Annotated in this window: 14 protein-coding genes and 3 pseudogenes; 4 read left to right on the forward strand and 13 right to left on the reverse strand. The window is 42.6% G+C overall.

Features of this window, described 5'->3' with window-relative positions; translation table 11 throughout:
* The first annotated feature begins 6 nt into the window (after positions 1-6).
* Both ACZ47Z_RS08255 and ACZ47Z_RS08260 read left to right on the forward strand, forming a co-directional pair.
* Complete coding sequence (locus tag ACZ47Z_RS08255; protein ID WP_464525444.1) at positions 7-714, forward strand: J domain-containing protein; 708 nt, start codon at positions 7-9, stop codon at positions 712-714.
* 51 nt (positions 715-765) lie between these two features.
* The gene (locus ACZ47Z_RS08260; protein ID WP_118173927.1) at positions 766-1,230 is read left to right on the forward strand and encodes a low molecular weight protein-tyrosine-phosphatase; all 465 of its coding nucleotides are present in this window, start codon (positions 766-768) and stop codon (positions 1,228-1,230) included.
* Between the two features lie 40 nt (positions 1,231-1,270).
* On the opposite strand, the gene ACZ47Z_RS08265 is transcribed toward ACZ47Z_RS08260, so the two are convergent.
* From ACZ47Z_RS08265 to ACZ47Z_RS08325, 13 genes and pseudogenes are all read right to left on the reverse strand, one after another.
* The gene (locus tag ACZ47Z_RS08265) at positions 1,271-1,555 is read right to left on the reverse strand and encodes a hypothetical protein (RefSeq protein WP_015529291.1); all 285 of its coding nucleotides are present in this window, start codon (positions 1,553-1,555) and stop codon (positions 1,271-1,273) included.
* 137 nt (positions 1,556-1,692) lie between these two features.
* Positions 1,693-4,338, reverse strand: coding sequence for an ABC transporter permease (locus ACZ47Z_RS08270; protein WP_464525445.1), 2,646 nt, complete (start codon positions 4,336-4,338; stop codon positions 1,693-1,695).
* A 15-nt stretch (positions 4,339-4,353) separates the two neighbouring features.
* Complete coding sequence (locus tag ACZ47Z_RS08275) at positions 4,354-5,025, reverse strand: ABC transporter ATP-binding protein (RefSeq protein WP_054751236.1); 672 nt, start codon at positions 5,023-5,025, stop codon at positions 4,354-4,356.
* Between the two features lie 135 nt (positions 5,026-5,160).
* Positions 5,161-6,060 (reverse strand): sensor histidine kinase, encoded by a 900-nt coding sequence (locus ACZ47Z_RS08280; RefSeq protein WP_464525446.1) that lies wholly within the window; start codon positions 6,058-6,060, stop codon positions 5,161-5,163.
* Entirely contained in the window at positions 6,053-6,730 is a 678-nt protein-coding gene (locus ACZ47Z_RS08285; RefSeq protein WP_054751370.1) for a response regulator transcription factor, read from the reverse strand. The genes ACZ47Z_RS08280 and ACZ47Z_RS08285 overlap by 8 nt, the downstream gene beginning before the upstream one ends.
* 29 nt (positions 6,731-6,759) lie before the next feature.
* The gene (locus ACZ47Z_RS08290; RefSeq protein WP_054751238.1) at positions 6,760-6,966 is read right to left on the reverse strand and encodes a hypothetical protein; all 207 of its coding nucleotides are present in this window, start codon (positions 6,964-6,966) and stop codon (positions 6,760-6,762) included.
* A 28-nt stretch (positions 6,967-6,994) separates the two neighbouring features.
* Positions 6,995-7,885, reverse strand: coding sequence for a Fic family protein (locus ACZ47Z_RS08295; protein ID WP_054751239.1), 891 nt, complete (start codon positions 7,883-7,885; stop codon positions 6,995-6,997).
* Between the two features lie 154 nt (positions 7,886-8,039).
* Positions 8,040-8,123: pseudogene (locus tag ACZ47Z_RS08300) on the reverse strand (SDR family NAD(P)-dependent oxidoreductase); the annotation flags it as partial.
* Positions 8,124-8,277: 154 nt separating this feature from the next.
* Complete coding sequence (locus ACZ47Z_RS08305; protein WP_054751241.1) at positions 8,278-8,436, reverse strand: rubredoxin; 159 nt, start codon at positions 8,434-8,436, stop codon at positions 8,278-8,280.
* 137 nt (positions 8,437-8,573) lie between these two features.
* Positions 8,574-9,530: an L-lactate dehydrogenase gene (locus ACZ47Z_RS08310; protein ID WP_054751242.1), complete on the reverse strand. Its 957-nt coding sequence runs from the start codon at positions 9,528-9,530 to the stop codon at positions 8,574-8,576.
* Between the two features lie 15 nt (positions 9,531-9,545).
* Positions 9,546-10,088: a rubrerythrin gene (rbr, locus tag ACZ47Z_RS08315; protein WP_426743212.1), complete on the reverse strand. Its 543-nt coding sequence runs from the start codon at positions 10,086-10,088 to the stop codon at positions 9,546-9,548.
* Between the two features lie 42 nt (positions 10,089-10,130).
* Positions 10,131-10,289 (reverse strand): annotated as a pseudogene (locus ACZ47Z_RS08320) (rubredoxin-like domain-containing protein); the annotation flags it as partial.
* Positions 10,253-10,660, reverse strand: a complete 408-nt coding sequence (locus ACZ47Z_RS08325; protein WP_054751243.1) for a Fur family transcriptional regulator — start codon at positions 10,658-10,660, stop codon at positions 10,253-10,255. The pseudogene ACZ47Z_RS08320 and the gene ACZ47Z_RS08325, both read right to left, overlap by 37 nt.
* Before the next feature lie 333 nt (positions 10,661-10,993).
* Here ACZ47Z_RS08325 and ACZ47Z_RS08330 point away from each other — a divergent pair, with 333 nt between their 5' ends.
* Together ACZ47Z_RS08330 and ACZ47Z_RS08335 are read left to right on the forward strand one after the other, a co-directional pair.
* A complete protein-coding gene (locus tag ACZ47Z_RS08330; RefSeq protein ID WP_008688150.1) occupies positions 10,994-11,200 on the forward strand; it encodes a DUF6219 family protein in 207 nt (68 codons plus the stop codon).
* Between the two features lie 245 nt (positions 11,201-11,445).
* Positions 11,446-11,799 (forward strand): annotated as a pseudogene (locus ACZ47Z_RS08335) (transposase); the annotation flags it as partial.
* Positions 11,800-11,827 lie beyond the last annotated feature (28 nt).

Genomic DNA, 11,827 nt, shown 5'->3' on the forward strand with positions numbered 1-11,827 from the left:
GTCAAAATGAGCTCACGCACTTATTACGATATCTTAGGTGTATCCAGAGATGCGACTCTGGAAGAAATTACTTCAGCGAAAAATGCATTGGCTAAGGTCTACCATCCGGATGCCAATATGCATAAAGATATAGATACAACTGCTTTTATGCAGGAGATTCTGGAAGCCTACCGGGTTCTTTCCAATCCGGCGAAAAGAAAAGCTTATAATCTGGAAATTTTTGGAGTTACAGACCGTGTTTTTAAGACATTTAAACTTACGCCGGAAGATGAGAAAGAATCCGTTTCTTTCGTGACTTACTGGAATGCAGCCGTGCAGCTCCAGGATATCATTGATCAAAGTGTTCGTGTAATGGAACGTGCTTCCAGGACAAAGACACTTTCTCAAAAATTAATGAAAAAGCTTGGGAAAAATGATCCGGATGAGATGCACCGTGAACGCCAGCTCAGCCGCCTATCCATGCAGGCAATGCGTCAGATTACCACATTGAAAATGGCAGGAATTCCAAGCGAATACTGGAATATAGATGCCATGAACTGGGTACTGGTCCGTTGGGGGCAAAGACAGGATACAGATTTCCGAAATTTGTTCAAACGATATGATATCTACGTGGAGAAACACTATTCCGTTTCTGAGAAGAAAAAACTGCATGCATATAAACGTCAGTTTCATCACAATTTGAAAAAGCTTCTTTCCTATGCATTGGAGGCATAAGAGACAGGGAGAAATATTTCCAGTATATTTATTAGAAGAATGAGGTACATCATGAAAATAAGAGTAGCATTTGTATGTTGGGGGAATATTTGCAGATCAACTTTAAGCGAAAGCGTGTTTACCTATAAGGTAAAAGAAAAAGGGTTGAGTGATCAGTTTGTAATAGACAGTTTTGCGACAAGCACAGAAGAAATCGGAAATCCACCGCATAGAGGTACAGTAAACAAACTAAAAGAGGTTGGAATTCCTTTAGTACCACATCGTGCAAAACAGATTACATTTTCCGATTATGATAATTTCGATTATATCATAGGTATGGATTCGATTAATATAAAATATCTTAACCGCATGCTTAAAGGTGATCCGGACGGTAAGGTTTCTAAACTTTTAGATTACACATCACGGAAAGGCGCTGATATCGCAGATCCCTGGTATACTGGGAATTTTGATGCAACTTACAGAGACGTAAATGAAGGATGCGACGCTTTATTGGCTTATATTTTAGAGCAAAAATAATCGAGGGGGCAGATTTTGCTCCCTCTTATCTATTCCACTTTTATTTAATATCTAATCCAAATCTGTAAATCTCACTGATCCTGGCCTGTGCCTGTTCAGATTCTTTTTTCTTGATAAGCTCGTTACGGTCACTTAAAATAGCAAGCATTTCATCCACAACTTCTACATCCGGCAAATCAGAATAATGGGATAAATATCCGATCATCCTTGTTGCTGTATAATCGGTATTCAGATTTCTGGTGACAAGATCACATAAATTCTCCGGGTAACCTCGTTCCATCATCAGATTGTAGAGCTGCATGCTGATTTCTGTTCTTGGTTTCATGGGTGTTCTCCTTTTTTTGTTGTAACCATTCTATCATGTTACGTCCAAAAAATCATCTATATTTACATGTAATATCTGCATAAAATCCCGTGGGTTATTTTCTAACCGTCTATGCCTTCCAACCCTTGGTTTAACAGTTATTGAGCATCTCTTAATTGCTCTACAACGCTGCATTTTGCTGCATTGTCATACATCATGCAGGGGATCAGCAACCCCAGCAGAAGAAATACCGGAATTGTCAGCAGGACAGGCAGAACGGTGAACTGATACTCAAAGAACCAGAACATACTGCCCAGCATTTTCCCTGCAAGAGGTCCCACCGCCAGCGACAGAATAAAGGCCGCCGCTACGGAAGACATTGCGTAAAACAATCCTTCGTAGATCAGCATGGTTTTGAGCTGCCGGTTTGTCATTCCTACAGCCTGAAGCACAGCAAATTCACGGCGGCGGGAAAGAATACCGGTCATCATGGCGTTGAAGAAATTTAAGAGTCCCACCAGCCCAATGATAGTACAGAGGATACCACCGATCAGAAGGAACATCTGTCGGAACTGAGCGAACTCAGAGCGAGCCGTAGCTTTGCTTTCATACATCAAGGGCGAAAACTCACCGGCAGTGAGCATCGATAGATATTGTTCTGCTTCGGCCTCGTCAGCTTCGTCCGCTGTGTCGAACAGGTAGAGCATCGGAATGGTCGCACCACCGCTGTCCCTCTGTGCGGTGTCCACAGACAAAACTGCATCATAGCCATCACCACCATAACGATAACCCATGGAATACGGAAGTTCTACCAAAGCGCATACCGTGTACTCTACATCTCTGGCTCCATACAATTTTGCCTGAAGGTACTCCTCCGGTGTATCTTCGGTGCAGAGTTCTCCGGTGCGGCTGTCGATATATTTCACATCATCCGCATAGGTAGCCGTGATCGTGTCTCCAACCTCGGGGTAGTATTCAGGATTGGGCAGATTGCCGTAATCATCCAAAGAAACCGCAATGGCAATGGCGTTATTGTCCGGCTTCAACATAGGAGAAATATCTCCATCAAACACTTGCAGCTTGTCAAACAGGCTGTTATCCAGAGCCTCGATTCTGCTATCTCCCATCACCATATTGCCCCGGTGCTCCATGCGGCTCATATGGCTGTCCACCTGCTCAGCACTTTCGAACAATGCATAGTCCTGCCGCAGAGCATCCTCCGTCATCCACAGATATGCGGGTTTTCGCACAGCATATCCCGTGCCGGAAAGACTGGCCTTTGTGTTTGCTGCGATCTCTCCGATCTGTTCTGGCGTGATGAATTCATCTGCCGGGTTGTAGCGGAAATAGTCGGGCGTGCTGACGATAAAATCGGCGCAGGTCATGCTGGACACATACTTCTCCATGCTGAAGCCGCCCACAAAGGCACACAGCGCATTGAACAGCGTCACCGACAGTGCCAGAGACAACACCACCAGCACCGTCTTTTTCTTGTTTCGTCCCAGATTGGCAAAGGCCATCTGATGGAGCTTGGCCCCCCGGGTGCTGCGCTGTTTTTTCTTAGTCTGCATTGCATCCGTATATTTGATAGCCTCTACCGGAGAGACCTTGGCTGCCATTTTTCCAGGCTTGGAACAGGACAAGAGCACCGTCAACAGGGCAAACAGCATGGAACCAAGGAAGATCACAGGCGAAGTGCTGATGGTGGTGATGCCTGCATCCAACTGGGTGGAGCGCAAGACAACAGGCATCAGAACAGCACCGATGCCGTAGCCCAGTAGCAGCCCCGCCGGAATGCCGATCAGACAAAGCAGAAGTGCCTGCTGGCGAATGATGCGTTTGAGCTGCCGGGGCGTTGTGCCAATGGTTTTCAGGAGTCCGTAAAACCGGATATCCCCTGCAACAGAGATCTGAAAAATGTTATAGATGATAAGATACCCCGTGAAAATCACCAGCAGCAAAAAAGCTGCTATGGCGACCATCAGCTCTGGATCGAGCTGCGACTCCAGCTGGGATGAGGTATATCCCCAATTGACGCCGATTCGGACGCTGTTGGGATCGGTATAGCTGTCCCATGTGTAACCAAGATCGGTATCCACCTGCTCCATCTGCCCTTGAATGTTTGTGCCGGAAACCAGCATGACATTCAAATCGGTGCGGAAAGGCTGTAAACCTGTTTTCACTGCCTGCGCTTCGATGTCATCTGCGTAATCACGGCTGATGTTGATGTAATGAACAGGCATTAGTTCATCATAGTCCCAATAGCCCACCAGCGTAAAGGTATCTGTTACAGTAAAGGCGGTTTGATCCTTGTCCGTAATGGAATAGGAAACCGTGACCTCGGCGCCCAGCTCCGGCGTTACGCCAAGCAGCTGCAACGCTGCCGTATCCATGGCTACCTCTTTGCCGCTTTCGGGCATCCGTCCGGTAGTAGGGGTTGCATAGCTCCATTTAGTGCAGTTGGCATCCATGTAGCTGATCTCTGCCGGTATTTTGGCAAAGACCCCCTCCGCAGTGATACCGATTACCTTCCGTACCCCCGTAGCCTTCACCTTTGGGTGGGCAGCGATGCGTTCCGCCTGCTCGGGGGAAACATCCTTAAAGGTGCCATGCGCATAGCCGCCTACCTGCCGAAACTGGTAGGTTTCATAACTGGCGTTCAATGACAAGACAATGGTGAACATGGAAGTAAATAACAGCGTGGTCAGCGCAATAGCAAAAATTGCAATCAGATTGCGGCGCCGATTTGCATAAAGAGATTTTAAGCTGAGCTTTCGAATACATTTTCTGTTTTTAACATTCATCGTAGCCACCTCCCGTTAGTTCTCGGAGACGATCCGACCATCTTCGATACGGATAATGCGGTCTGCCATCTGCGCAATTTCTTCGTTGTGAGTGATCATTACGATTGTCTGGGCGAATTTTTGACTTGTGACTTTCAAAAGACTCAATACATCCTGGCTGGTTTTGGAATCCAGATTACCTGTCGGTTCATCTGCCAGAATGATAGCGGGTGCTGCCGCCAAAGCACGGGCGATTGCCACACGCTGCTGCTGACCGCCTGAGAGCTGATTTGGCAGCGCATCCAAGCGGTCGCTCAGTCCAAGCGTCTGCACGATCTGCTGCACAAAATTCTTGTTTACCTTTCCACCATCCAGTTCAATGGGTAAAATGATATTTTCATATACATTCAGCACCGGAACAAGATTGTAGCTCTGAAATACAAAGCCGATTTTTCTGCGGCGGAAGATGGTCAGCGCTTCCTCCTTCAGGGAGAAAATATCCTGTCCGTCCACCATGACCGTACCGCTTGTAGGGCGATCCAGCCCGCCCAGCATGTGCAGCAACGTGGACTTTCCGGAGCCGGACGTGCCGACAATTGCAACAAATTTGCCCTTCTTCACACTTAAATCAACTCCATCCAACGCATGAACTGCGTTATTGCCGGAGCCATAAATCTTTTTCAGGTCTTTTGCCTGTAAAACTTCCATAAATGAGTACCTCCATGAAAAAATCTGTATGTATGAAAGGAAATGATCCTTTTACACATACAGATTATCGCATAGGATTCTTTCCACATTCTTGCGAGTGCGCAAAAAAATCTAACAGTTTTGAAAGAATTGTTGTTATTTCGGCAGAAATATGGAAAACACACTTCCTTTTCCCGGAACGGAAGCAACCTTGATATAACCGCCCTCGCCGGATATGATCTGTCGGGCAAGATATAAGCCAATGCCCACACCTTCTTGTTTCTGCACACTATTTGAGCGGTAAAAGCGAGCAAATATCTTCGCTTGCTCACTTTCCGAAATGCCTGTGCCAGTATCCGATATATCGATCCTTGCAAACATTTCGTAACTTACGGCAGAAATCCTGATTGTGCCATGCTCCGTATATTTAATGGCATTGTCTACGATATTAGCCAGCGCTTCCGCTGTCCATTTGAAGTCGAATACAGCAAAAGCATCGGTATCCTGCAGTTGCAAAGACAATCCTTTTTCAGAAGCCTTGGCGGTATATTGTTCTACTACGCTTTCAAGCAGTGGCTGTAGCGCTGCTTGCTGAGGGGCAAGTGAAATGATCCCGTTTTCCAGTCTGGAAAGCTTTACGAGAGAATCGATCAAAAATCGCAGCTTTTCCGATTGTTTGTACAGCGCCTCGACATTTGCCTTCGCCGATACAGGCAGCGCTTCCTCCATTAAAAGCTCGCTGTATAACAGCAGATTTGCTATCGGCGTTTTCGTCTGGTGGGAAATGTCCGCAATCAAGGATTTGATTTTGTCTTTTTCCTGCGCTACATTTCGAGAAGATGCTTCTGCGGCAGAACGATAGTGTGCAAACTTTGTTTCTAAAGCAGACAGCCGGCTTTCATCAAAATTGGTTTCAGAAAAGGAGCCGGTCATGGCAGCATCCAGCATCCTTTCGATTTCTTCCATCGTTTTTCTGGTCTTTCTCCGCTCCCATAATACAACAGCTACCGCCACCAGAAAACACAGCAGTATGATCACAATGCCGGTTCTATTCATCTTTTGTCACCCAGCTATAACCGATTCCATAGACGGTTTTAATGTATTTCTGTGCACCAAGCTTATCCCTCAGACGCTTGATCGTAACAGACAAAGCATTTTCATCCACATATTCTGCGCCATCTGTCCAAATCCGGTCTACAAGGTCTCCACGTGCCATGGTTCGACCTCGGTTTTCAACAAGCAGGCGCAGTAATTTTTGTTCTGTTTTACTCAATTCCACTTTTGAATCTCCCGCATAAAAGGTCATCGCCTCAAAGTCAAATTGAAAAAGATCAATACAAATCGGCGCATTTTTATGGTTTGACGCTTGCTTTCGCAGTTGGGTATTCACCCTTGCCCGCAAAACCGAAAGAGAAAAGGGCTTGGTAATGTAATCATCAGCGCCTCTCTCCAATCCGTCTACGATGTCCAAATCAGTATCATTGGCAGTCAGCAGAATAACAGGAATCCCGGGCGTGTTTTCCTTGATCTCCCGGAGCAGCTCAAGCCCACTGCCATCCGGCAGATTAATATCCAACAGGATCAGGGATACACCGCCGCAAAGTAGCTGCTCCTTCGCCGTTTTTAGGTCTTGACAGGAAATGATCTGCCGAGCATCTGCTTTCAGTGCTTTGCATAACCCTTGATTCAAACCGATATCATCTTCAACAATCAGTAATTGCTCCATATATCTCACTCCCATTTTTTCTATATCTATCATTCGCTCCTCCTTATTATCAGAGCTATTTCAGCCATAATATTCTTTAAATACTCTTTTATCTGTCCCTGTTTTTCCTGAATACGCTCAAGAATTACTTTTTCCGCATTAGTAACAGCAACAAGACCAAACAACTCAGAAAGCGGCTGATGATTTATCTGTTTTTCCAGTTTTTCAGATACCTGTTCAACTTTATCATTTGTCAAAGCGCAAATTTTTCACTTTGGATCACGTTTAATATGCAATTCTAAAATAATCCAAATACGCCTTATACTTATCCTGTGCGGTCAGACAGGTATCTGTCAAATAACCTTTCTCATTGTTCCACTCTTTCAGTCCACGGTAGTAGAACATCTTCAGATTGTCCTCGATAATGAACGGCACGATATTATATTTCAGACATTCCTTAAACATAATCAATCTGCCTACACGGCCGTTTCCATCCTGGAACGGATGGATTCTCTCAAACTTCACATGGAAGTCGAGGATATCTTCAAAAGTCTTTTCTTCTTTTCCGTTGTACTCTGTAAGCAGCGCTTTCATTTTATCTGCAACTTCTTCCGGAAGTGCAGTATCCATGCCACCGACTTCATTCGGCATCTTTTTATAATCGCCTACAGCAAACCAATCTTTTCTGGAATTACTGGTACCGCTCTTCAAGATCAGATGAAGTTCTTTGATAAACTTCTCTGTCAGAGCTGCCTTTGCATTATCAATAATCATATCAATACACCGGAAGTGATTTGCTGTTTCAATCACATCGTCCACATTCAGCACATCTTTTTCTACACCGATGGTGTTGGTTTCAAAGATATATCTGGTCTGATCGTGGGTCAGGCGGCTGCCTTCAATATGATTGGAGTTATATGTTAAGTCAATCTGTGTCTTATGGTAAATACCACCGGAATACATACTTGCCTTCTGCTCCTGTAGAATATCCAGCAATATAATTGGCTGCTCTTTCTTTTTATTGGAACGCTCCGGCTTCTCTGCATTCTCAGGAATGTTCCAGGTCTTGCCGGTAAGAAATGCACCGTTTACGCGTCCATGGGCACAGTAATTTCTAACACTGCGCTCGGACACATCCCACTTTTTCGCTATTTCAGTAACTGAAAGATATCGCATCTATGATCCTCCGCCATAAAATCTATCCAAAAAACTACGTTAATCTATTACATAGTATATCACACCATCGGCAAAAATACCAACACATTCCAAGATCGATTTCTGCTCTTTTTGCCGACATAGGAAATGGCGCTTCCGGATATAGAAAGCCGGACTCCATCAAGAATTTATCAGCTGTAGCAAATCCTATGCCACGGCTTCCACCCGTAATGATTGCAACTTTGTCTTTTAATCTCATTTAGACTACCTCCTCACTTAGTTTCTAGCTACATTATAAGCAAAAGGTAGATTATTTTCTGTGATATCATCACAAAATATCGCAATAAAAAACCCTGTTGCTCACGCACCAGAGTTTTGGTTTATCCATCCGTATTTAACACAAGATTAGGCTTCTATTCAACTTCTGAAAACTGATCTTTTCCAACATTACATAATGGGCATTCAAAATCTTCCGGAACATCCTCCCACTTTGTTCCTGGTGCAATACCACCATCAGGATAACCTTCCTCTTCATCATATTCCCATCCGCAAACGTCACATACATATTTCATTAGTTTGTTCCTCCTTATAAATATATTAATACACAGCATATATTACTGTTGTATCTGAATTGTTTTGTAATCTTAGCATGAATATCAAGTGTTTTTAGCATTTCCAGAACCCATGAAGATTGCAGTATGCGTATACTTTATAATTCAATTGTCTCCATAATCTTTTTCAATGAATCTGCAGATTCCTTAAGCTTTAACGCTTCTTCGCCACTTAAATTAATAGGTATATCAGACTCAATACCATCTGCACCTACAATAGCTGGCATACTTAACGATACTCCGTCAATATCATATACTCCATGAATCATGTGTGATACAGGAAGTATTGATTTTTCATCTCTCATAATCACTTCGCAGATTCTTTTTACAGACATTGCAATTCCATAATAAGTAGCGTGCTTTTTGTTTATGATCTCATACGCACTGTTCTTGACTGCTGTAGCTATTTCTGCCGTGTTTTCCTTGTGCTTATAATGTCCACGCATTTCACACATTTCACTTAATGGAACACCAGATACATTGGCTGATGACCATGCTACAACTTCGCTGTCTCCATGCTCACCTACTATAAATGCATGAACACTCCTGCTATCCACAGATAAATGCTCACCAAGCTTATATCTTAATCTGGCACTATCTAACACAGTACCCGATCCAATAACCCTGTTTTCTGGAAGTCCTGATAACTTTATGGCTACCTGAGTCAGGATATCTACCGGATTCGCAACTACAAGCATGATACCTGCAAAATTTCTCTTTGCTATTTCAGGAATGATTGACTTAAATATTGCTACATTTTTATTTACGAGATCAAGCCTTGTCTCTCCCGGTTTCTGTCCCGCTCCGGCAGATATGACAACAATTGCAGCATCAGCCACATCATCATAATCTCCGGCATATATTTTCATCGGACTCGCAAATGGAATACCATGACTGATATCCATCGCTTCTCCTTCTGCCTTGTTCTTATCTGCATCGATAAGGACAATCTCTGTAAACAAGCCACTCTGCATCAGAGCAAATACCGATGCAGAACCAACAAAGCCACAGCCTATCATTACTGCTTTTTTTGAATTAATCACTTTCTTCTTCATAATAATCTCATCTCCTTAATAATTCTCTTCATGTACTTCAAAATAGCTCTGTGGATGATTACATACCGGGCATACTTCAGGCGCCTTAGTTCCTACCACAATATGTCCGCAGTTACGGCATTCCCATACCTTAACTTCGCTCTTTTCAAATACCTGTGCAGTTTCAATATTCTTAAGAAGTGCACGATATCTTTCCTCATGGTGCTTCTCAATCTCACCTACTGCCCTGAATTTTGCTGCAAGCTCAGGGAATCCTTCTTCCTCAGCTGTTTTAGCAAAGCCTTCATACATATCTGTCCACTCATAATTTTCGCCTTCTGCCGCTGCCGCCAGGTTTTCCTTTGTATCACCAATTCCTGCTAATTCCTTGAACCACATCTTTGCATGTTCTTTCTCATTATCTGCAGTCTTTAAAAACAATGCTGACATCTGCTCGTAACCTTCCTTTTTTGCTACAGAAGCAAAAAAGGTATACTTATTTCTTGCCTGTGATTCCCCTGCAAATGCCTCCTGTAAATTCTTCTCTGTCTGTGTTCCTGCATATTTGTTTGCTTCCATCTCTTTTACCTCCGTTTTCTTTACTACTTTTTCAAAATCTGATGCTGGGTGCTTGCACAAAGGACATATAAAGTCATCTGGTAATTCCTCGCCTACATATTCATATCCGCAAATTCTGCAACGCCATATTGTCTGACTGTCCTCTGTTTTAGTAACTGTCACAGCTATCCATGCTGTTCCTCCTTTACCTTCTCCCTGCATTTCGGGCAAACGCCTTTAAATGAAATATCATAATCCACAAATTCAATTCCATGAGTGTTATGAATTCTTTCCAGCAAATCCGGTATTTCATCCATATCCACATCTGAAACTTCACCGCATTTTACACACCTGACATGGTAATGATTTTTCAATGTAAAATCGAACCTATTCGGTCCATCCGGAACTTCAACCTTCCTTAACGAACCCTCATCTACCAATATATCAAGATTTCTATATACAGTTCCTTTTCCGATTGTAGGATATGCTTCTTTTATAAATTCATACACTTCATTTGCTGTAACATGTCTTCTCATTTCGTATACGGCATTTCTTACAAGATCTTTTTGAATGGTATTTCTCCTACTTGTCATTTCTCCTCCTTATTAGGATTAGTTCTTAATAAGGATTATATACCACTATTATCCTGTTGTCAATTAAAATAGTAATAATTATCATTATTATAAAAACTGCCAAACTGAGCATCTTTTATCTGAATAACTATTTTATTTCGTGTTCAAATACATCGTAACACCTCCTCCAGAACGAATAATCGTTCTGAATTTAGTATACTTGTGGATATCTTAAATATACAGAATCGCAAAACCAGGTTCTAATTCTATAGAACTATATTCAAAGTTTTTCTTTGCATTTTCGTAAAAAAAGCGTTATGATTGAATCAGTTAAATCAAAGGAGGTATCAAATCATGAAATCACATAAATACTGGTCCTTAGGCGCACTTTTCTGTATGTTGGGATGCATTTATTCTGGAATCAAAAAATCTATGACTGCACATAAATACTTTGCCTATTCTTCATTGCTTTGTATGGGCATGTCCATTTATTCTGGTCACAAACTTGTTTCTCCAAAGAAGAAAAAAATTACTGAATCAAATAATAGTGAGAATAGTTAAATAAAAAATTGACCTTTATTCATCAAAGACAAAGGGGATGTTGCAAAATAGATGAGTAATCAATCTATGGAGCAATAGCTCCATTTTTATGCCTAAAAACAAAGGAAGCGGTCGCTCTGCTAAACCGGGAGTACCTACAGTCTTTCAGTGTATCGAAAGAAACCAGAACATACGATATTCAGAAGATATGCTGTTTTATAGAACGCCAGACTGTTTATGACTGGCATACAGCCAGTTTTCAGGGAAGGAATAATTATTGTAAAACAGACCCAGACGCTACGTTTATGCACATGAAAGATGATCACATGAGAAATGCACAGCTAAAGCCGGGATATAACGTGCAGATTGGTGTAGATAGTGAAAATATTTTAAGCGAAAAGGGAATCTTATACCGGATGAATCGCTCGACACAAGTGGAGGGAGCATTCGGAGTTCTAAAAAATGACTATGAATTCCAAAGATTTCTGCTTCGTGGGAAAACCAAAGTGAAACTGGAGATTCTTTTATTGTGTATGGGATATAATTTGAATAAGTTGCATGCAAAAATACAGAATGAGCGAACAGGAAGCCACCTATTTCCAGTAAAAGAAACCGCATAAAAAGGCGAAAAACTGGTAGCTTTATTAA

This window comes from Mediterraneibacter faecis (assembly GCF_055383675.1).